This is a genomic window from Rhodococcus sp. Leaf233 (assembly GCF_001426165.1).
GTDB lineage: Bacteria > Actinomycetota > Actinomycetes > Mycobacteriales > Mycobacteriaceae > Rhodococcoides > Rhodococcoides fascians.
On record NZ_LMRO01000011.1, the window covers coordinates 198,160 to 219,880 of the forward strand.

Annotated in this window: 17 protein-coding genes; 12 read left to right on the plus strand and 5 right to left on the minus strand. The window is 66.6% G+C overall.

Translation table 11 applies throughout. The features are described from left to right. Positions 1 to 19: 19 nt before the first annotated feature. The 3 genes from mycP to ASH04_RS18955 form a co-directional block, all read right to left on the minus strand. Positions 20 to 1,438 (minus strand): type VII secretion-associated serine protease mycosin, encoded by a 1,419-nt coding sequence (mycP, locus tag ASH04_RS18945; RefSeq protein WP_052061448.1) that lies wholly within the window; start codon positions 1,436 to 1,438, stop codon positions 20 to 22. Beyond that, a complete protein-coding gene (eccD, locus tag ASH04_RS18950; protein WP_057474240.1) occupies positions 1,399 to 2,955 on the minus strand; it encodes a type VII secretion integral membrane protein EccD in 1,557 nt (518 codons plus the stop codon). The genes mycP and eccD overlap by 40 nt, the downstream gene beginning before the upstream one ends. A 127-nt stretch (positions 2,956 to 3,082) precedes the next feature. Beyond that, the gene (locus ASH04_RS18955) at positions 3,083 to 4,072 is read right to left on the minus strand and encodes an LLM class flavin-dependent oxidoreductase (RefSeq protein WP_027496339.1); all 990 of its coding nucleotides are present in this window, start codon (positions 4,070 to 4,072) and stop codon (positions 3,083 to 3,085) included. A 210-nt stretch (positions 4,073 to 4,282) separates the two neighbouring features. Here ASH04_RS18955 and eccCa point away from each other — a divergent pair, with 210 nt between their 5' ends. The 8 genes from eccCa to glmM all read left to right on the plus strand — a co-directional run bounded on the left by eccCa (position 4,283) and on the right by glmM (position 13,689). Continuing rightward, entirely contained in the window at positions 4,283 to 8,269 is a 3,987-nt protein-coding gene (eccCa, locus tag ASH04_RS18960) for a type VII secretion protein EccCa (RefSeq protein ID WP_057474241.1), read from the plus strand. After that, entirely contained in the window at positions 8,266 to 9,762 is a 1,497-nt protein-coding gene (locus tag ASH04_RS18965) for a type VII secretion-associated protein (protein ID WP_155291361.1), read from the plus strand. The genes eccCa and ASH04_RS18965 overlap by 4 nt, the downstream gene beginning before the upstream one ends. Positions 9,763 to 9,949: 187 nt before the next feature. Beyond that, on the plus strand, positions 9,950 to 10,288 hold the full coding sequence (locus tag ASH04_RS18970) for a WXG100 family type VII secretion target (RefSeq protein ID WP_032365623.1): 339 nt from the start codon (positions 9,950 to 9,952) through the stop codon (positions 10,286 to 10,288). A gap of 64 nt (positions 10,289 to 10,352) precedes the next feature. Then, on the plus strand, positions 10,353 to 10,634 hold the full coding sequence (locus ASH04_RS18975) for a WXG100 family type VII secretion target (protein WP_032365622.1): 282 nt from the start codon (positions 10,353 to 10,355) through the stop codon (positions 10,632 to 10,634). Between the two features lie 111 nt (positions 10,635 to 10,745). Beyond that, on the plus strand, positions 10,746 to 11,087 hold the full coding sequence (locus ASH04_RS18980; RefSeq protein ID WP_027496343.1) for a TraR/DksA family transcriptional regulator: 342 nt from the start codon (positions 10,746 to 10,748) through the stop codon (positions 11,085 to 11,087). A gap of 184 nt (positions 11,088 to 11,271) precedes the next feature. Further along, the gene (gene rplM, locus ASH04_RS18985; RefSeq protein ID WP_027496344.1) at positions 11,272 to 11,715 is read left to right on the plus strand and encodes a 50S ribosomal protein L13; all 444 of its coding nucleotides are present in this window, start codon (positions 11,272 to 11,274) and stop codon (positions 11,713 to 11,715) included. After that, complete coding sequence (gene rpsI, locus ASH04_RS18990; protein WP_027496345.1) at positions 11,712 to 12,236, plus strand: 30S ribosomal protein S9; 525 nt, start codon at positions 11,712 to 11,714, stop codon at positions 12,234 to 12,236. Before rplM ends, rpsI begins: the two co-directional genes overlap by 4 nt. A gap of 106 nt (positions 12,237 to 12,342) precedes the next feature. Next, positions 12,343 to 13,689, plus strand: a complete 1,347-nt coding sequence (gene glmM / locus ASH04_RS18995; protein WP_057474242.1) for a phosphoglucosamine mutase — start codon at positions 12,343 to 12,345, stop codon at positions 13,687 to 13,689. A gap of 21 nt (positions 13,690 to 13,710) precedes the next feature. On the opposite strand, the gene ASH04_RS19000 is transcribed toward glmM, so the two are convergent. Then, positions 13,711 to 14,751, minus strand: a complete 1,041-nt coding sequence (locus ASH04_RS19000; RefSeq protein ID WP_027496347.1) for an LLM class F420-dependent oxidoreductase — start codon at positions 14,749 to 14,751, stop codon at positions 13,711 to 13,713. Between the two features lie 150 nt (positions 14,752 to 14,901). On the opposite strand from ASH04_RS19000, the gene ASH04_RS19005 reads away from it, so the two are divergent. Both ASH04_RS19005 and ASH04_RS19010 read left to right on the plus strand, forming a co-directional pair. Next, complete coding sequence (locus ASH04_RS19005; protein ID WP_032387011.1) at positions 14,902 to 15,207, plus strand: type VII secretion target; 306 nt, start codon at positions 14,902 to 14,904, stop codon at positions 15,205 to 15,207. Next, positions 15,204 to 17,114, plus strand: coding sequence for a hypothetical protein (locus ASH04_RS19010; protein WP_057474243.1), 1,911 nt, complete (start codon positions 15,204 to 15,206; stop codon positions 17,112 to 17,114). The genes ASH04_RS19005 and ASH04_RS19010 overlap by 4 nt, the downstream gene beginning before the upstream one ends. A gap of 282 nt (positions 17,115 to 17,396) precedes the next feature. Here the strand turns inward: ASH04_RS19010 and ASH04_RS19020 are convergent, their stop codons facing one another. Next, positions 17,397 to 18,257: a dienelactone hydrolase family protein gene (locus ASH04_RS19020; RefSeq protein ID WP_027496351.1), complete on the minus strand. Its 861-nt coding sequence runs from the start codon at positions 18,255 to 18,257 to the stop codon at positions 17,397 to 17,399. Positions 18,258 to 18,356: 99 nt separating this feature from the next. Here ASH04_RS19020 and glmS point away from each other — a divergent pair, with 99 nt between their 5' ends. Together glmS and ASH04_RS19030 are read left to right on the plus strand one after the other, a co-directional pair. After that, on the plus strand, positions 18,357 to 20,219 hold the full coding sequence (gene glmS / locus ASH04_RS19025) for a glutamine--fructose-6-phosphate transaminase (isomerizing) (protein ID WP_057474245.1): 1,863 nt from the start codon (positions 18,357 to 18,359) through the stop codon (positions 20,217 to 20,219). Between the two features lie 52 nt (positions 20,220 to 20,271). Then, positions 20,272 to 21,705, plus strand: a complete 1,434-nt coding sequence (locus ASH04_RS19030; RefSeq protein WP_057474246.1) for a bifunctional ADP-dependent NAD(P)H-hydrate dehydratase/NAD(P)H-hydrate epimerase — start codon at positions 20,272 to 20,274, stop codon at positions 21,703 to 21,705. The last annotated feature ends 16 nt before the right edge of the window (positions 21,706 to 21,721 follow it).

Consider the following 21,721-nt stretch of genomic DNA (forward strand, 5'->3'; position numbering starts at 1 on the left):
CGGTGAGTGGGCGAGCCGATCACAGTCGTCGGCGCAGGGGAATGGAGACTGCCGTTCCGAGGCCCAGAATCACCGCGACCACTACCGACCCGGCCACCGCCGCATCGCGGGGCCGATGATCGACGGCGAGCGGTGGGAGCGGCGCACCGATCGCGACCGCATCTGCGGGGACGGTTCGCTGCGTCGGTGTCACGACGTCGGTTACTGCAGCGAGTGGATCGACGACACCGTGGCCGACCGACGGATTCCATCCGTCGGCCGGCGCATGAGCTGTTCGCTCGATGCGGTCGATCACTTGGAGAGCGGACAGATCGGGCCTGTACGCCCGCACCAGTGCCGCTGTCGCAGCGACGAGCGGTGCGGCGAAACTGGTTCCGGTCATCGGTACTACGCCGTCGGTGCCCCGAATGCCGTTGGCCAGGCCGTTGCCCGCCGGCGACAGCGACGTCATGTTGGAGCCCGGAGCAGCCACGTCCACCCATGGTCCGGCCAGGCTGAACGACGACGGCGAACCGTCCAACTCGACCGAACCGACGGTCAACACGTCGTCGAACCAGGCAGGTGTCGCGATGGTCGCAAACCCTTCCCACGGGTCCGCCTCGGGCCGGACCGGGTCGGGCATGGGGTTCTGTGCCCTGCACGCGTCGCTTCCGAAGTTGCCCGCCGCGGCCACGACGACGACGTTTCTCTCGCGAACGGCGTACTCCACTGCTGCGCCGAGTGGGCCGTCGGCGACGCCTGCGCCGGCCGGTACGCACGCCACTTCGGAGATGTTGATGACCGATGCGCCTGCGTCGGCCGCCGTCCGGATTGCCATGGCCATCGTCCGTACGTTTCCGTACCCGGCAGCGTTCTCGGGTTCGGTCGACTTCTCCTGGTCGGTCCTGTTGTCCACGACTTGAAACACGTTGCTGGACTGACGGATCGACAGGATGCGGGCGTCCGGAGCGCCGCCGGCGAAACCGCTGCCCGAGGCTGTCTGCGCGGCGATGAGACCGGCCACCATCGTGCCGTGCGCGTCACAGTCGAACAATCCGTCGGCGGTGCCGACGTAGTCGCCCCCAGGAATCAGACCCGGCAGACGTGGGTGAGGCGTGACGCCCGTATCGATGACGGCAATCAGTTGACCGGCTCCACGAGTGATCGGCCACACGGACGCGAAGTCGAGTGCCTGTTGCGCCGTCGGAATTTCCTGGGCGTCGATCGTTTCGGAGGGGACGGCGCACGCGTTCTTCTGCTCGGTCGGTTCCAAAGGGGCGGGAGGGCTGGGCGGTGGCAGTTGCACCGGATCGATGAGCGGGCGTTCGGCGTGCGCGAAGGACGGTCCCATCAGGGCTTCGTAGGTGAGGGTCAGGACGGTGAGCGCGGCAACGGTGTTCGCTCGACGCCGGCGCGCGGTCACAGTCCGCGGACGACGCTGTACAGACCGCACACCCATACTGCGATCGGAATGACGAGGGCGATCGCGGCGTATTCCGCCAGTTCGGCCGATCGCCGCATCACCGGCGAATAGTTGCGGGTCGGAACCAGGGCTCCGAACACGGATGCGACGACGGCGGCGGCCAACGCCGCGCCGAACAACTCGAGTGCACGGTCCGGAAATGTGATCACTGCCCCGACCGAGAGCGAGAACAGGACGACCGCACCACCACCGACGAGTGGGACGGCATGTGTCACAACGGCATACGTGCGTCCGCGCAGAAGTAGCACCAGCGCGCACAGTGCGGCGAGGGCGATGCCGGGCCACCCGGAACCGGTCGCGGTGTCGCTCGCCGCCGCAGCGAGTACTCCCATCACCACCACGATCGTGAACGCCGTGAGCAATCCCGTCAGGTAGCTCCGTGCGCGCGTGGCTGCCACCTGCAGATCTGCGAACGACATCGAATCGAGCTCTGCCTCCTGGGCGGTGTCCAGTGGGGCACCGGCGGTGGGGACCGGAGGCAACGGAAGCCGCGCCTGCATCATCGACAGTCGGGCCGACACGGCGATTCCGGTCAGACCTACCAGTGCTGCGACGGTACCGATGGCCGCCGGCGTCATCACGGTGAACAACGCGCAGGCCGCCGCGGCGAACGCCGACACTGCCAGCACGATCGACCCGGTGAACACGGCGAGCCCGGCACCGCCGATTCGCAGAGACAACAGCGCCATCGAGCCGGCCATGGCCGAACCCAACATCACGTGAGCTGCCCCGAACTGGCCGGGCACGAACAGAGTTCCACCGGTGAACATCAGCGCCGAAGCGCATCCCCCGAAAAGCACCGCGACGGCCACCTGCTCGTACAGCCGGACGAGGATCATCCCCGCAACGGCGAACAGGACCGCGGCCGTGACCGCGGCGACTGCCTCGACCGGGCTGCTCGTGTTCTCGGCACCGGATCGAACCGGGTCACTCAGAACGATTCCGCAGGCGAGCAGCACCATTGAGCCCGTGATGATCGAACCGACCGTGCGTGCAGTACGCGCGGTCCACTGAGCGACGTCGTCGGTGCCGGAACGGGCCACGGCATCCATGAGATCGTCGAACAACGGAGTCGGTGCCGGACGCTCGGCGATACCCCACACCAGCAGGTCGCCGTCACGTACGCCCAGTTCCGACAGCGTGGACGTCGACGGTAGCGGCGGACGTCCGATACGGGACAGCGTCCAGGCCCCCGACAACCCGTCGGATCCGGAGTCCGCGGTCCGGCTCCCGACCGGACCCGGTCCTTCCGCAGGTTCCGCTCGTGACGCGATCATGTCGACGATCCCCGGAATCAACAGCGACACCGGAACGTCGACGGGCAGTGCCATATCCACTTGGGTCGACCTCGCCGACACCGTCACCCGGCACACGTCCTGGGCGAAGACGGCACGCAGCCCCTGCGCACGTCGGGCCGGGTCCGATGCGATGGTCGGTTCGGCTGCGTCGGACGGTGTGTTCGTCGTTGCGGGACGGCTGTCGGCGCGTGTCATGGATATCCCCCCGGATGCGTGCAGTGCACTGTCGATGCCCGCCCCCCGGGCATCGTGCGTCCACACCCTACGACATCACGCCGACACTCGACCGCTCGTCGCCTCCGACGAGACCTGGTCTCAGCAGTCAGGCAGGAACCAGCTCGCTCACCTGGGCCAGCAGCTCGAACGACCTGAGCCAGGATCGACGATCGGAGACGCCCGAGGCGACGATCAACTCGTCTGCTCCCGTGCGTTCGGCGAATCGGTCGAGGTACTCCCTGACCATGTCGGGTGTCCCGACGGCCGAGTACTTCGTCATCTTCGAGATCTGTTGCCCCGCAGGTGCTTCCAGCACCATGTCGGCTTCTTCGTCGGTGAAGGTGCGACCCCGTCCGAGCAGCAGGCTCACGCGGCTTCTCTTGGTGCGGAGGAACTGGGCCTGAGCCTCGGCGACGGTGTCCGCGGCGATCACGTTGACGCCCACGATGAGGTGAGGTTCGGACAGCTGCGCCGACGGACGGAAGTCGCGGCGATAGATCTCCACGGCCTGTTCGAGTGCGTCGGGCGCGAAATGCGATGCGAATGCGTACGGCAGGCCGAGGGCTGCCGCGAGCTGTGCGCCGAAGAGAGACGATCCGAGGATGTACAGCGGCACCTCGGTGCCGGCACCCGGCGTGGCACTGACCCCGGGGACGAGGGACTGCTGGGACAGGTACCCCTGCAGCTCCTGGACGTCCTGAGGGAATCGGTCCGAGGACGCCGGGTCGCGGCGCATGGCGCGCATGGTCACCTGGTCGCTGCCGGGGGCGCGGCCCAGTCCGAGATCGATCCTGTCCGGGAACAACGTGGCCAACGTGCCGAACTGCTCGGCGATGGTGAGCGGCGCGTGGTTGGGAAGCATGATCCCGCCGGAGCCGAGTCGAATTCGCTTCGTGTGTGCGGCCACGTGCCCGATCAACACCGATGTCGCCGACGATGCGATCGTCTTCATGTTGTGATGTTCGGCGTACCAGATGCGCTGGTAACCCCAGTTCTCGGCATGCTGGGCGAGCGTCACGCTGGCGTCGAAACTGTCTCGGATTGTTTCGCCCTCGCCCACGTGTGCGAGATCGAGGATGGACAGGGGTACGGACACGGAAGCCGACCTTTCGTTCGTCGAACATGTGCGGCCTTGGAGCCGCATTCTTCGTTCAACCGAATGCGGTGCCGTTCTATTTCTGTATCCCGATGCTTCGATGCAACGGTGGACCCTCCGGTTGTGCATGCGTTAGCCTGTCGTCCACGCGGCCTCGGGGGGAGGTCGCCGCGAATGCAGTTGTGGGGGCGCGGCCGTGGGGGCTGATCGATGAGTACCGTGCGCTTCGTTCGCAGCGCGCGCCGGGAAGTACCTCGGTCACCGGGCGGCGAGGTCGTACTTCAACCGCCGCCTCCCGTGCCGCGCGCGGTACCCGGCAATCTCCTGATGAAGCTGATGCCGCTGGTGATGGTCGCCGCCATGGTCGGAATGGTTGCGCTCATGTTCACTTCCGGTGCGGCAGCGAACCCGATGATGTTGATGTTCCCAGCCATGATGCTGATGTCGATGGTGGGCATGTTGGCCGGCGGGGGTAAGTCCGGGGGAGCACGTACCGCCGAGGCGAACGAGGACCGTAAGGACTATCTGCGGTATCTCGACCAGCTTCGACGAGACGTCGCCGACACCGAGCGAGATCAGCGCAGGGCACTCGAGTGGAGCCACCCGGATCCGGGCACTCTGTGGTCGACGGCCGGAACGCACCGTATGTGGGAACGTCGGCCTCAGGACGCCGACTTCGCGCACGTGCGGGTCGGGCTCGGTGATCAGCGTTTGGCGACCCGACTCGTGCCTCCCGAGACCGGACCTGTGGAAGAGCTGGAACCGGTGTCCGCGGTGTCGCTGCGCCGATTCGTGCGAGCGCACTCGGTGGTGGCCGAGTTGCCGATTGCCGTGTCGCTGAGGGGATTCGCCGCTCTGTCGGTAGCCGGGGATCGCGATGCCGCTCGCGCGATGGTGCGCTCGATGGTCGCCTATCTCTGTACCTTCCACGGACCGGACCACCTCGCGGTGGCCGTCGTCTGCGGCCCCGACACCGTGGAGCAGTGGGAATGGACCAAGTGGCTGCCGCACACACAACACGACGTGTTGCGAGACGGTGCAGGTTCTGCGCGAATGATCTTCGGCAGTGTCCTCGAGCTCGAGAGCGCGCTGGGGGACGTCCTGTCGATGCGGAATCGCTTCGCACGTGGGGCGGTGAACAGTGGGGTCACGCAGTTGGTGATCGTGGTGGACGGCGGACTGGTCGCCAACCGTTCGACCGACCTCACCGACACCGGCCTCGATTCCGTCACCATCGTCGACCTGTCCGGGTTGTGCACGCGACTGGCGGCAAGTCGCGGGCTCCAGCTGGTGGTCGAGAACGGCTCGATCGGTGCGGTCAGCGGCACGGCAGTCGAGGTCTTCGCCGTGGCGGACGCGATGAGCACCACCGAGGCACACGCCGTTGCTCGACGCCTTTCTCCGTATCGCGCGCCGTCGTCGCCCTCCGCTGTCGATACCGTCACCGACGACGGGGCCGCAGTGTCGGGATGGAACAGCCTCGTCGGAATAGCCGACGTCGGTGCGCTCGATACGGATCGAGCGTGGACAGTGCGTCGCGGTCGAGACCGGTTGCGGGTACCCATCGGCGTCGCACCCGACGGCAGCGCGGTCGAGATCGATTTGAAGGAGTCTGCCGAGAACGGCATGGGTCCACACGGATTGTGCATCGGCGCAACGGGTTCGGGTAAGTCGGAGTTTCTGCGTACGCTCGTTCTCGGGTTGGTGTCCACCCACGCCCCGCAGCAGTTGAACCTGGTACTGGTCGACTTCAAGGGCGGGGCGACCTTCGCGGGGCTCGAGGCCGCGCCGCACGTTGCGGCCGTGATCACCAACCTGTCCGAGGACCTGGCTCTGGTCGACCGGATGCGTGATGCCCTCGCCGGCGAGATGAACCGTCGGCAGGAGTTGCTGCGCTCGGCCGGAAACTTCGCCAATGTGTCCGACTACGAGAAGGCGCGCGCAGCGGGAGCTGCTCTGGCGCCGTTGCCCGCTCTGTTCGTGGTGGTCGACGAGTTCTCGGAATTGCTCAGTCAACAACCGGAATTCGCGGAATTGTTCGTGGCGATCGGGCGGCTCGGACGTTCGTTGCACATGCATCTGTTGTTGGCCAGTCAGCGTCTGGAAGAAGGCAAGCTGCGCGGACTCGACAGTCATCTGTCCTATCGAATCGGTCTGAAAACGTTCTCGGCCAACGAGTCACGTTCTGTTCTCGGTGTTCCCGACGCGTACCACCTGCCGGCTCAGCCCGGTGCCGGCTATCTCAAGTGCGATTCGGCCGAGATCGTCCGCTTCGCTGCGGCCTACGTGTCCGGACCGTACGTTCCGCCACGTTCGAGTGCGGGGGCACCCGCCGCGCAGGGCGTCGATATCCGTCCGAGGCCGTTCACCGCATATCCGGTCGTGGTCGATCCCATCGAGAACGACGTCCGTGTCGAGCCGGTGGCCGAACCGGATCCGGTCGAGAACGACGACACCGGCGCGACCGTTCTCGACGTCGTCATCGGCCGAATCGCAGGCCGCGGTATGCCGGCCCACGAGGTATGGCTACCGCCGTTGGACAAGGCACCGACACTGACCCGCTTACTGCCTCGGTCGGTACTGAGCGGCGGCGTCGATGCGCTGAGCACACTTCGTGCTCCGATCGGCATCATCGACAGGCCGTTCGATCAGCGGCGGGATCTGCTCACCGTCGACCTGTCCGGTGCAGCCGGGCACGTCGCGATCGTGGGGGCTCCGCAGTCGGGGAAATCGACGGCCCTTCGGTCGCTGATCATGGCTCTGGCGATGACGCACACACCCGCTCAGGTTCAGTTCTACTGCTTGGACTTCGGGGGTGGAACGCTGGCCGGGTTGGCCGAACTACCGCACGTCGGATCGGTGGCCAACAGATTGGACGTCGACCGAGTGCGCCGGACCGTGGCCGAGGTCGCGGCTGTCGTTCGTCAGCGGGAGAAGACTTTTCGAGATCGCGGCATCGATTCCATGGTCGAGTTCCGGCGGCTGCGGGCGATGCAACCGGTCGATGCGAACGACCGGTTCGGCGACGTCTTCCTGGTGATCGACGGATGGCAATCCATCAGATCCGACTTCGAGAGTCTCGAACAACAGATCGCGACGCTGACGACCCAGGGACTGGCATTCGGTCTGCACCTCGTTCTGACGGCCTCTCGCTGGGCAGAAGTGAGGCCCGCAACGAAGGATCTGATCGGGACCCGGCTCGAGCTGCGACTCGGAGATCCGTCGGACTCGGACATCGGCCGAACGAAAGCCGCCAGTGTGCCGCAGGGCCGACCGGGCCGGGGTATGACCAAGGACGGTCTCCACCTGCAGATCGCACTGCCTCGGGTCGACGACCGTCGATCGGTGGCCGACCTGTCCCGAGCTGTGGCAGAGTCCGTCACCGCGATCGCCGCAGCGTCCACGGGGCCGCCTGCCCCGCCGGTCCGCATGTTGCCGGAGATGCTCGAACGGTCGGAGGTGCTCGATCGACTCGGTGGCACCTGGCCTCGCGACCGCGGCACCGTTGCAGAACTGAGAGTTCCGATCGGCATCGACGAGGCCGAGCTGGCTCCGGTGACGGTCGACTTCGCCGAGAACCCACACTTCGTCGTCTTCGGCGACAGCGAATGCGGGAAGACGTCCCTGCTGCGGGGGATCTGTCGATCTTTGGTCGATGCGAACCCACCCGATCGGGTGAAACTGATCGTGGCGGACTACCGTCGAACTCTCTTGGGCACAGTCGATTCCGAGCATCTGGCCGGCTATGCGGCCGCGCAGGCGACGTTGACGGCGATGATCGTCGATCTCGCCGGCAGAATGAGCAGGCGCATGCCGGGATCGGACGTGACCCAGCAGCAGCTCCGAGAGCGGTCGTGGTGGGACGGGCCCGAGGTGTTCGTCGTCGTCGACGATTACGACCTGGTGGCCACCGCGTCCGGAAACCCGTTGTTTCCCTTGGTCGAGCATCTGCCACACGCCCGGGACATCGGACTGCACCTCATCGTGGCGCGTCGCTCGGGCGGGGCGGGGCGGGCACTGTTCGACCCGGTGATCGGGCGGCTACGCGACCTGGTGACTCCGGGATTGGTCATGAGCGGGAGCCGAGACGAGGGGAGCTTGATCGGCACCGTGCGTCCGAGCCCGATGCCGCCCGGACGTGGAGTGTTCGTCGATCGGTCCGGCCCCGCGCTCGTGCAGCTCGGACACTCGAGTTGACGAGGCCACAGTGGCGTTACGCGGCTGTGCACCTGAGTCATTCGGAGATTTCTGTCGTCGCGTCCGGTGCGACGCTGCAGGGTCCACGCGAACACGTCGGATCCGCATACGCGGTATCGGAGGGTGGTCGGCTCGTCTTCGGGCGGGCGGGCGCGGACACCGAGGTCCCTCCGCTGCTGTGTCTCGACGATCGATCGATCCTCGTGGGCGGCGCAGTGTGGGATCGCGACGAAGTCCTGCACGGGATCGTGTGGTCGGCGCTGCAGGGAGCCGGGATACACGACCGACTCGATCTGCTCGAGATCGCGTATCCCTCGACGTGGGGCGACGAGCGTCGAGAGCTCCTCCGAGGCGTGTTCGCCACGTCGGCGAGCGAGGTCGTCGTCGTGGAGACGGCGATCGCCGCGGTCGCGTCGGCGGGAGAACGCGCACCGGCTGCTGCGGTGGTGATCGAAGTGGGGACCCTCGACACGACGGTCGTCCTGGTGGACGAGGCAAGAACTCACGGCGGCGACATCGGTGCAGTACTTGCTGTCGGAGAACGAGACGACAGCTGGCGACGACGAGCCGACGACTACCTTCGATCGTCGGTGTCGCAATGTCCCGAGGACATTTTCATCGTGACGGAGTCGGGTTCGAGCTCGAGCCCCGCTGCGGAAGATCCGGCACGATGGCTGACCGGACTCGACGTCGCCAGGTCTCTGTATCGACGTGCGGGAGCGGAGGTGGAGACTGCCCCGCCAGGGCGAGCCGCGGCAGGGCGCTCGGCGGCATGGCTCGACGAAGTGACCGTCGCGGTGCCACCTCCGCGAAGAAGCGGATTGCCGGTTCGAGCGTTCGGTGCGGTGGCCGCATCGGTCATCGTTGCCGGTGGTGTCGTTGCACTGACGTTCGTCCTTCGGTCTCCGGAAGAGGTGGCCGTCGCGACCTCGCCGCCGTTCGCGGTGCCTGCCACCCAGGCGGTGTCGACGACCGAAACGACCCCCGCAACCGAAGCCGCCCCCACGACCGAAACGACCTCGGCGACAGCAGTATCGGCGACGAGCGAGTCACCGTCGGTGATCCCGTCGGCGACGTTCGTCTCGGGCCGGGCGTCGCTGCGACTACCGGCGACCTGGACCAGGATGGAGGACCCGGCCCGGATGGTGTTGATTCCGCCGACAGCACCCGAGCGTCGCATCGTCGTCACAGTGCAGGAACTGGTGCCCGGCTCGACGCTCGAACAGGTTGCGTCCGAGCTCGGTGCGGCAGTCGACGCGCGTGGACCCGACTCCCCGATCGGATCGCTGGAGCCTGCCCGTGATTTCGGAGGTCGGGTGGGGATCTCGTACGTCGAGCGGCCGGCCGATGCGTCCACTGTGTTGTGGCGTGTGCTCGTCGAATCGGATGTGCAGGTGAGCATCGGCTGTCAGTTCGAGGGACCGGACTCGTCCGCGATCGACACCGAATGTGATCTGGCCACCCAGACTCTGGAGATCGTGCCGATGCGTTGAGGCCGCCGCGCAGATTTTCACCGTATGCCGGAACCGAACCGAGGGGTGGCTGCGTCCAAGGAGATGTAGGGGAGTGAGCGGGCCGCACGCGGTCCCTCGGTCGAGCGTCATGTGCGCCGCGGGCGTATGTGGATACGAAAATCGAAGCAGAGGAGTCGAAGTGGGATATCCAGGGGGACCGGAATCTATGGGTTCGTCGAACGGCGTCACCGTCACACCGCAGGAGCTCGTTGCTGCCGGGGCGACGATCGAGGGCCTGAGCGTGTCGATCGATGCGTCCAACTCGGCCGTGCGTTCCATCGTCGAGCAGACCGCCGAGGCATGGGTGGGCAAGGCCGGCAAGTCGTTTCAGGATGTCATGTCGCAGTGGGACACCAGTGCCCAGAAGATGCGCAGCGCGCTCGAGCAGATCTCGGCGGACATCAAGACCAACGGCCACGGCTACTCCGATGCGGACGACGACAACGTGGCGGCTGTGAACCAGGTGGCGGGATCGCTTGGTTCGGGACTGACCACGTTCAACTGACGGCACAACCGGCCACCGAACGGCCGACCACACGACCGAGCTCTATCTAGGAGACTGATTCGACATGAAGTACGACTTCGCTCAGATCGCGGCGTTGACCGAGGCGATGAACAAGCAGGCGAACGTGACCAAAGACCTTCTCGCCGACGTCGACGGCACTGCGAAGAGACTTTACGAATCGTGGGAGGGCGACGCGATGACGTCCTACTACGAACTCCAGCGTCAGTGGAACTCCGCATCCGACGAGCTCAATCTCATTCTGTCGAGCCTCGTCGCGGCCGCCCGCACCGGCGGCGAGGCCATGCACGGGGTGGAGATGGCGAACAAGGCGCGCATGGCGCGCTGACCGTCGACCACGAGCGTCGTATGCCCCGATCGGCACTTGTCGGTCGGGGCATACGACTGTCGAGGGGCGCGGCACCTGGCGTGGGTTGCGGTGGCGGTGTGTACTGGACGGATGACGGATTTCGGGACGGCGATCGATGCCGAGCGTTCTCGCGCCGAACACCGCCTGCACTCCCTTCGCGACGAGCTCGCGTCGGTCATCGAAGGCAGCCGGTGGACCACCGACGACGACGAACACGACCCGGAGGGTTCCACCATCGCCTTCGAGCGTGCCAAGATCGCGGCCCTGATCTCCGACACCGAGTCCGAGATGCGCGAGCTCGACGCCGCGTCCACGCGGTGGGATCTCGGGACGTACGGCACGTGCGAGCGGTGCGGAGAGTCGATACCGGCGATCAGGCTCGAGGCATTGCCTGCGGCCCGCCGCTGTGTGCGGTGCGTTCGCCTGTCCTGAGCCGGTCTTCCGCGTCGGAGGCGTTTTGACCTGGGTGCCGGCTCCCGGTATCGTTCCCCGTTGGCGTGTATGGGCTCGCCGCATTTCTTCGATGCGCAGAGCTCTTGTCCTCGGGTCTCAACTGGCCGCCGAGGGCATCCACACGTCTTGGCCAGCAGCGACATCATGAAGACAGGAATTTTCTGTGTCTACTTACGCCCCGAAGGCCGGGGACACCACCCGGACGTGGCATGTGATCGACGCCACGGACGTCGTGCTCGGACGCCTCGCCGTCCAGGCCGCGACACTGCTCCGCGGTAAGCACAAGCCCACCTACGCACCCAACGTCGACGGTGGCGACTTCGTCGTCATCATCAACGCCGAGAAAGTTGCCATCAGTGGCAACAAGCTCGATGGCAAGTTCCACCACCACCACTCCGGCCATCCGGGCGGTCTGAAGTCGCGCTCGACGCGTCAGGTGCTCGAGAACAACCCCGACCGTCTCGTGGAGAAGGCCGTTGTCGGCATGATCCCGAAGAACAAGCTCGGAAATGCCATCGCGAGCAAGCTGAAGGTCTACGCGGGACCGAACCACCCGCATGCCGCTCAGCAGCCCGTTCCGTTCGAGATCAAGCAGGTGTCCCAGTGACGGCGCCGGAGGGAAATGACGTGACGTCGCAGGAGAACATCGAAGAGATCGCCGCCGACGAGTTCGTGGCAGTGGAAGATCCCGAGGTGGCCACGGAAATCGAAGCTGCTGCAGCTCCGGCCCCCATCGTGTTCGATCGCCCGATCCAGACCGTCGGACGCCGCAAGGAAGCCGTCGCTCGTGTTCGGTTGTCCTCGGGCACCGGTGGATTCAAGCTCAACGGCCGCACCCTCGAGGATTACTTCCCGAACAAGGTGCACCAGCAGCTGATCAAGGCTCCTCTGGTGCTGGTCGACCGCGCGGAGTCCTTCGACATCGTGGCACTGCTGCACGGTGGCGGACCGTCGGGACAGGCAGGCGCGCTGCGTCTGGCCATCTCGCGTGCGCTGATCGAGCTCACCCCGGACGATCGCCCGGCTCTCAAGGCCGCCGGCTACCTCACGCGTGACGCGCGTGCGGTCGAGCGCAAGAAGTACGGCCTGAAGAAGGCCCGTAAGGCGTCGCAGTACTCCAAGCGCTGACGCGTCTTACCCGTTCCATCCTCGAGGGCAGGCTCCAGCAAGATCGGATGCCTGCCCTCGAGGCATTTTCCGACGATGTTCTCTCTGTTCGAAGGGGTCTTCATTCATGGCGCGATTGTTCGGCACCGACGGAGTGAGGGGACTCGCAGGCGGGGTCCTGACGGCAGAGCTCGCCATGACCATCGCCCGGGCTGCCGCCGCCGTGCTGGCACCGGATGTCGACGGTGGTCGACGGACAGCGGTCGTCGGCCGTGACCCCAGAATCAGCGGTTCGATGCTCGGTGCCGCAGTGTCGGCCGGGCTCACTGCCTCGGGTGTCGACGTGATCGACGTGGGCGTGCTGCCGACCCCCGCGGTCGCCTACCTCACCGGCGAATACGGCGCGGCGCTGGGCGTGATGATCTCCGCCTCGCACAATGCGATGCCCGACAACGGAATCAAGATCTTCGCCGCAGGCGGGCACAAGCTCGACGACGACATGGAAGATCGCATCGAGGCGTTGCTCGGGGTGGACGGCCGCACTGAGAAGCCGGTCGATGTGACCGGCGCTGCCATCGGTCGCATCGACGTCGCTCCCGACGCTGCCGAGCTCTATGCCGAGCACCTCGTCGCACCGCTCTCGCACCGACTCGACGGTGTCACCGTCGTGGTGGACTGCTCGCACGGTGCAGCCTCGACGGTCGGACCGGAGATCTACCGCCGGGCCGGTGCGACGGTCGTGGCGATCAACGCCGAGCCCGACGGGCTGAACATCAACGACGGGTGTGGTTCGACGCACCTGGAAGGGCTGCAGAAGGCTGTCGTCGAGCACGGGGCCGACCTCGGGATCGCGCACGACGGCGACGCCGACCGCTGCCTCGCCGTCGATGCCTCCGGTGCGGTGGTGGACGGGGACGCGATCATGGCTGTGCTGGCCATCGCGATGAGTGAGAACGGCACGCTGACCGACAACACGTTGGTCGCCACCGTCATGAGCAACCTCGGGCTCCACATCGCGATGCGCGAAGCGGGAATCACGTTGCGCACCACCGCAGTCGGTGATCGATACGTCCTCGAGGAGTTGCGCCGCGGAGGGTACGCGCTCGGCGGTGAGCAGAGCGGGCACGTCGTACTGCCCGCGATCGGGACGACCGGCGACGGGATCGCGACCGCGCTGCGTGTGATGGAGCGGATGGCCCGGACCGGACGCACCCTGGCGGATCTGGCGTCGCCGATGCGCACGCTGCCCCAGGTGTTGATCAACGTACGTGTCTCGGACAAAGCTGCGGTGGCGTCGGCACCGTCGGTGTCGGACGCCGTGGCCGTCGCCGAGCTCGAGCTCGGCCAATCGGGGCGAGTTCTGTTGCGTCCCAGCGGGACCGAACAGCTCGTGCGAGTGATGGTGGAAGCGTCGGAACTCGACGTCGCGACCCGGCTCGCCGAGGAGTTGGCGGGCCGGGTCGCGGCGGTCTGATCGTCAGGCAGTGTCCGATCGTCAGGCGGTGAGTTCTCGCAAGGCGGTGAGCTGCGCGACGCGTCCTGCGGTGTCCTCGGCCAACGGTGCGACGTTGAGTGTCGTCACGCCGGCTTCGGCGAAGGCTGCCACGCGCTCCTTGACGTAGCTCTCCGGTCCGATGAGATTCACTGAACGCGCGAGCTCGTCCGGAACCGCCGCTGCTGCTTCCTCTTTCTTGCCGGCGAGGTACAGGTCCTGAATCTTCTCGGCCTCGGCTTCGTAGCCGTAGCGCTGAGCAAGGGAGTTGTAGAAGTTCTTTCCCTTGGCTCCCATGCCGCCGATGTAGAGCGCCAGGTGCGGCTTGACCCAGGGGAGGTACTTGTCCGCGTCCTCGCCGATGGCCAGGGTGGGACTGGCGAACACCTCGAGTTCGCCGAGTGACGGATCGCGTTTGGCCTTGCCTGCGGCCAGCGATTCGCCCCACACGTCGGCTGCCTTCTCCGGGAAGTAGAAGATGGGCTGCCAGCCCTCTGCGATCTCCGCGGTGAGCTCGACGTTCTTCGGTCCGAGAGCGGCGATGACGACCGGAATGCGTTCGCGCACAGGGTGATTGATCAGCTTCAGTGGCTTGCCCAAGCCGGTTCCCTTGTCCGCCGGCAACGGGATCTGGTAGTGCTTGCCCTGATACTGCACTTTCTCTCGACGCCACACCTGGCGGCAGATCTCGATGACCTCACGGGTTCTGGCGATGGGTGCGTCGTACTTGACGCCGTGGAAACCCTCGACGACCTGTGGCCCGGATGCGCCGAGTCCGAGAACGAAGCGCCCGTCGGAAACGTAGTCGAGGCCGGCGGCCGTCATGGCCGTCAGCGACGGCGTTCTCGTGTAAATCTGGAAGATGCCCGACGCGATCTTGATCGTGCTCGTCTTGGCCGCAAGGAACCCGAGTTGACTGACGGCGTCGAAAGAATAGGCCTCGGGCACGAAGATGATGTCGAGGCCCGCCTTCTCGAGTTCGGCTACCTCGGCAACGGTCTCGGTGAAACCACCGCTGTAGTTCAGCATCGTTCCGATGTGCATGGGACTCCTCGTTCTCGAGTAGCTGGTGGAGCTGCTCGGTTGTCTGTTACCGACGTTTCGTATCGGGACGTTACCGCTCGCCGGGGAACCGATGGGAGTCGGCGCACGTCATAGTGGGAAAGGGGCACTTCGAGCGGGAACGGGCGGGCGATGAGCGACGGATTCTGGGTGGACGCGGTCCGCGTGCGCGAGGTGGCGGACTCGATGACGGCGTCGGCGGAGGCCCTGGGTGCGGCAGCCGATTCGATCGCATCACCGGGATTCGGTACCGCCGCCGCAGGACGGAACTACGGAGACCTGGGCGCGGCCTATCTCGACGCCCACTCCGGGCTCGGGCGGGCCGTCGGGGTGTGGCGATCGTCGGTCGACGACATCGCGGATGCCCTCGTCGCCGCGATGAACGCGTACGACATACAGGACGACGCCGGTGCGCACGCGATCGACTCGTTGCGGTGACTGTTTCTTCCACCTCACCCGCCGAGGCAGCATCGGTCGACGAGATTCTCGACGCCAATGCCGTCGGGCTGCTGTACTTCGAGCATTTCCTGCCGTTGGCCGAGCGCGTTCCCGGCAGCGAAGTCCCGCGCTACGACGAGGTGTGTGCACGGTACGACGAGCAGCGCGGCCTGAACCTGGAGGCTCTGACGTCCGACGCAGATGCGGTCGGGGCTATGGCTGCGGCGCTGGGTGAACAATTGGACGAGCAGACGCAGCTCCTGATCGTTCTTCGACTGCGGTGGCACGGTGACGCCGGTGAGACGGCCCAGCGATATGTGGCCAACGAGCAGGAGAGAGCAGGAGTGCTTCTCGACTCGGTCGAGGATGCGCTGCAAACGATGTACGCGGCTGTGGACGTACTGCGTGAGGCTGTGACCGACAAGGCCGAGCTCGTCGGAAGCCTCGATACCGACGCCGTGGAAGGACACGATCCCGACCGAATCGATGCGCTTCTGCTGGCCTCGGGCATCGAGTGCGTCCCGGTCGACCGGGCAACCGTGTTCGCCCGCCTGGCACCGGCGTTTCCGGAATGGGCCGAGCGATTCGCGCGAGCAGACGTATCGGACGAGTTCGCGGCCGAGGTCGCCGACCGGTCTCGAGAATGGATCGAGGGCGAGTTCGTGCCACATGTGCAACGCACGTGTGCCGCAATGTCGTCTGCCTGCACGGCCACGGACACGGCCGTTCGAGAGTGCCTGGCCCTGGTGGTGAAGGTCATCGAGGAAGTCGTCCACCCCGTGTTCGACGAGCTCGACGAGCGCAGTTGGGTGCCACTGGCTGTTGCTGAGAAATCGAGCGAGCGGTCGTCGCCCGAGAACTCCCCAGCGGCGGTCACGGCCGGAGCCGGGGGAGAGGCAGCCGTCACCCGACCCGCATCGACAGCCCAACCTCCGTCCGAGGTGCCGGCCTCGGCTCCGCCGGCGCAACCGGCACCTGCTCCGGATGCACGTGCCACCGGTCCCACGGCGTGGGGCGAAACCGAGAACGACAATGGTCGTGAAGACAGTCGGGTCGCTGCAGTCGTCGGACTCGTCGACGGCATTGTGGACGGCATTGTGGACGACATCGTGGACCGGGTTGTCGAGGCGCTCGGTGACACGACCGGCGACGGGAGTGTCAGCGACGAGACCGATGTCGACCCCAGTGCAGAACCCGACCCCACCGCAGAACCCGACCCCGCCTCAGAACCCGACCCCACCGCAGAACCCAATCCGACTGCAACGCTCGATGATCCACCCGGTTCGATCCCGTCGCCGGAATTCGGTGATGCATCGAAGGTCGTCGGCGAGCGCGGCCATCTCGAGGCCGAACTCGACGGCCATCGTGCCCGTATCGCGCTCGAACACGATGGGGCCGTATCGCTTCGACTCGAGACACCGGGCCTCGGGGTGCGCACGTTCGAGTTGCGCGTTGGTCCCTTCGGGTTGCCGGAGATCGTCGAAGTTCCCGGGACCGTCGATCCCAGCGGTGTCGGGGTGACGAACCGGTCTTCGGCGACCGTGGAACCGTCGGAGCCCGCCGAGGGGGATCGGACCGCTACCGATGCAGAACCCGAGACCGAACCGGCACCTCCTTCTGTCGAGTCCGGCACTCCCGAGCCGAACACAGTGACCTCACCGCTGGCGGATGTCGCACCGGCCGACGAGCCGCAGGTGGGTAGTGCACCGACGGACTTGCAGCCCGCATCGACCGCGGATACCCCGGCGGTATGCGTTCCTGAAACTTCGGACGAGGAGCGCTCCGTCCGGCAGGGCTCGAACGAGGCTCATGAGGTACCTGCAGCTCCCGTGGCCCCTCCGGTCACCGAACCTCAGCCCAGCTCGGCGGGGTCCGGCGCGGGCTTGAGCGAGGCGGGTGCACTGTGAATTCGGACCCCGCGTGGCGTCGTGAACTGCACCGTATTCGCGACGCGCATCGGTCGGCGATGGCGGATGCCGCCGAACGGCTACGGAATCCAAGAGAACCGGCGAGAACCGATGTGGGACAGGGGGTTTCGGACCCGTTGAGCGGAAGCGACACTCGGTCGGCAGCGGGCTCGGTCCTGCGCCCGGCGCACCTGGATCGGCGGCACGGCGCACCACACGTCGAACCGGACCCCGACGAGCAACCCCGATCGTGGCTGGTGTGACGACGCCGAGCCCGGTGGGTCAGCCGCGACCCAGCAATGCCTTGATCGACGCGGTCGCCTTCGGCTTGGGCTGCTCGGTCAGCGGCGCGTGAGGATCGACAGCACGGGTGCCGGCGATGTCGCCGTTCGTTCCGGCCAATTCCTCGTAGTCGGAGTCGCCGGTCAGGTGGTAGAGCAGAAATGCGGTCAGTACAGCGCGGGTGCGTTGCTGGGTCTTGCGGTCGGAGCTGTTGACTCCCAGTGCGCGGAGCATTCGCCGGCCTTCGACGAATCCGTCTGCCGTCGAGCCGTCGATCCGTCGGAGGACGGATGGTCCGTGCCAGGCCTGGGCGAGAGCCAGTGAATTGTCGTTGAGTGAATCTGCGTTCGAGCTGTCGCCGACGACCAGTCCGGGCACGTCGAGGCCTGCGGCGGCGTCCTCGGACGACGGTGCCGTCGGTGCCGGAAACAGGGCGGCGACCGCTTTGACATCCGGTCGTCGGGAGGCAGCGAGTACGGCGGTCCCGGCGCCCATCGCGTGACCGACTGTGGCCAGATTCTCGGGATGCACGCTGATGTTGCCCGAGCCCAGGCGAACGCCGGTCATGATGTCGAGCACAGTGCCCAGGTCGGTGGCGAGTCCGCGGTGCGAGGGCACGAGGCCACGCTCGGTGTCGGGTGCTGCCACGACGAACCCCCACGACGCCAGGTGCTTCAGGGTGTCGGTGTAACTGCCGGGGCGCAGCATCCAACCGTGCGCGAACGCCACACCGGGCAGGCCGAAGCCTTCGGCCGGGGTGTAGACGACGCCAGGTTGCCCGGCCAGGGCCAGGTTCCCTCTGAGTACCTTGTGCGGGCCACGCTTGGAGAGAGCAGATGCCAGCTTCTTCGGTTTCGCCACGAGAGATGACGCTACCGAATGTGCTCGGGTATGGGGACGCCGGACACGGCGACCTGAGCGAATGGGTCGTGCGCGTCGTGCCGAGTACCCTGATGCACCATGTGCGGAATCGTTGGATATGTCGGCCACCGCCCAGCTTTGGGTGTGGTGGTCGAGGCGCTTCGGCGTATGGAATATCGGGGCTACGACTCCGCAGGAATCGCGATACTGGACGGCGCGGGCTCTACCGCGGTGGAGCGCAAGGCCGGGCGGCTGGCAAACCTCGAGGCCGAATTGGACGACATCGGCACCGATACGTTCGTCGGGACCACCGGCATGGGACACACGCGGTGGGCGACGCACGGGCGTCCGACCGACCGCAATGCTCACCCACATCGCGACGCGTCCGGAACGGTGGCGGTGGTGCACAACGGCATCATCGAGAACTTCGGTCCGCTGCGTGCCGAACTCGAAACGGCGGGTGTGGAGTTCCTGTCCGACACCGATACCGAGGTCGCTGTCCACCTCGTCGCTCGGGCATACGAGGACGGGCCTACTGCGGGCGATTTCGTGGCCAGTGCGAAGGCAGTGCTGCGTCGCCTCGAGGGTGCGTTCACGCTGGTCTTCACTCATTCCGATCACGCGGACACGATCGTCGCCGCGCGTAGGTCGACCCCTCTGGTGCTCGGAGTCGGCGACGGCGAGATGTTCCTCGGGTCCGATGTCGCTGCGTTCATCGAGCACACGCGCGACGCCGTCGAACTCGGGCAGGACCAGGTCGTCGTCATCACGGCCGATGGCTACGACATCAGCGATTTCGACGGCAACGAGGCGCAGGGGCGTCCGTTCCGGATCGATTGGGACCTCGCGGCCGCCGAGAAGGGCGGCCACGACTACTTCATGCTGAAGGAAATCCAGGAGCAGCCCGCCGCCGTGGCCGACACGTTGCTCGGCCACTTCGACAATGGCCGGATCGTGCTCGACGAGCAGCGTCTCTCCGATCAGGAACTGCGTGACGTCGACAAGGTGTTCGTCGTCGCTTGTGGCAGTGCCTACCATTCGGGTCTGCTCGCCAAGTACGCCATCGAGCACTGGACCCGGCTGCCGGTGGAAGTGGAACTGGCCAGCGAGTTCCGCTATCGCGACCCGGTACTGGATCGGTCGACCCTGGTCGTGGCCATCTCGCAGTCCGGCGAGACCGCCGACACCCTCGAAGCCGTGCGGCATGCCAAGGACCAGAAGGCGCGCGTTCTTGCGGTGTGCAACACCAACGGCTCGCAGATTCCCCGCGAGGCCGACGCAGTTCTGTACACGCGTGCAGGTCCGGAGATCGGCGTCGCGTCGACCAAGGCGTTTCTCGCCCAGGTGACCGCGAACTACCTCGTCGGCTTGGCTCTCGCTCAGGCGCGCGGCACCAAGTACCCGGACGAGGTGGCGCGCGAGTTCGCCGAACTCGAAGCGATGCCGGAGTTGGTGCAGCGGGTGCTCGAGACGGTCGAGCCGGTGCGTGCGCTCGCGCGCGAGCTGTCGACGTCGTCGACGATCCTGTTCCTCGGTCGACACGTCGGTTACCCCGTCGCTCTCGAAGGCGCGCTCAAGCTCAAGGAGCTCGCCTACATGCATGCGGAGGGCTTCGCCGCCGGTGAGCTCAAGCACGGTCCGATCGCGCTGATCGAGGACGGCGTTCCGGTCATCATCGTCATGCCGTCGCCCAAGGGCCGTGCGGTGCTGCACTCGAAGATGCTCAGCAACATCCGCGAGATCCAGGCCCGCGGCGCTCGGACGGTCGTCATCGCGGAGGAGGGCGACGAAGCGGTCCGGCCTTTCGCGGACAGCCTCATCGAGATCCCGGCGGCGTCGACACTGCTGCAGCCTTTGCTCTCGACGATTCCGCTGCAGGTCTTCGCAGCCGAGGTCGCTCAGGCGCGCGGCTACGACGTGGACAAGCCGCGAAATCTGGCCAAGTCCGTCACGGTCGAGTAGTAGGACCGGCGGGGCTCGACACACACGACGGCACGAGCGGGAGGACCTCGGCATGCGCGGCTACTACACACCCGAGCAGATCAGGAACGCCGAGGCTCCGCTGCTGCGATCGTTGCCCGACGGCACGTTGATGCGCCGCGCTGCGTACGGCTTGGCCTCGGTGGTGGCGCGCGAGCTCTTCTCGCGAACCGGCGGCGTCGCGGGGCGACGAGTACTGATACTGGTCGGATCGGGAGACAACGGCGGAGACGGCCTGTGGTCAGGTGCGTTCCTGCGCAGGCGCGGCGTCGCGGTGGCCGCGCTGCTGCTCGATCCGGACCGTGTGCACACCGAAGGTCTTGCGGCCCTGCGAGCCTCGGGGGGACGGGTCGTCACGGAGCCGGACGATCCGGACCTCGTCATCGACGCCATCGTCGGGATATCCGGGAAGGGTCCGCTGCGTCCCCACGCTGCCGGGATGGTCGATCGGATCACCGCGCCCGTTGTCTCCGTGGACATTCCCAGTGGCGTCGATGCAGAAACCGGTGAGGTGTCGGGACCGGCGGTGACCGCCGATGTCACCGTCACGTTCGGCGCTCGCAAACCGGTGCACGTGTTGGCCGTACCTCGTTGTGGCCGAATCGACGTGGTCGACATCGGGCTGACCCTGCCGTCACCCGAGATCGAGTCCTTCGAGCCGGCCGACGTAGGCCGAATCTGGCCGATTCCCACCGCGTCGGACGACAAGTACTCGCAGGGAGTCGTCGGCGTGTTGGCCGGCAGCGCCACGTATCCCGGGGCCGCGTTGCTGTGTGTCGGCGCAGCCGTCGCCGCCACGTCCGGGATGGTTCGGTACGTGGGAAGTGCCGGCGCAGAAGTGGTCTCGCATCACCCGGAGGTCGTCGTCGCACCGGATCTGGATGCAGCGGGGAGGGTGCAGTCGTGGGTCGTCGGCCCCGGCTTCGGCACGGACGAATCCTCGGCGGACATCGTGCGTCGAGTTCTCGAATCGAATCTGCCGGTGGTCGTCGACGCCGATGCATTGACGATCCTCGCGGACAACGAGCAGTGGGTCGTCGATCGCACTGCACCGACGCTGTTGACCCCGCACGCCGGGGAGTTCGCCCGCCTGACCGGATCGGAACCCGGTCCCGACCGCGTAGCGGCCGTACGAGGCCTCGCCGCTCGGTGGGGCGTCACCGTGCTGCTCAAGGGCCGCGCGACGGTCGTCGCCGACTCGGACGGCACCGCGTTCGTCAGTGACGCGGGCGGATCCGCCGCGTCCACCGCCGGATCCGGGGACGTGCTGTCCGGCGTCCTCGGTGCCCTGCTCGCAACCGGAATGGCACCGTCGACGGCGGCCGCGTGCGGGGCCAAAGTGCACGCACTGGCCGCAGCCCATGCCGCGCACGGAGCCGATGGCGAATTCGCCGCCCCGATCTCGGCGACACCGTTGTCGAACAGCCTGCGAGAAGCCATCCGGACGGTCCGCTCGGTCGCTGTCTGAGCTGCACTGGGCTCGC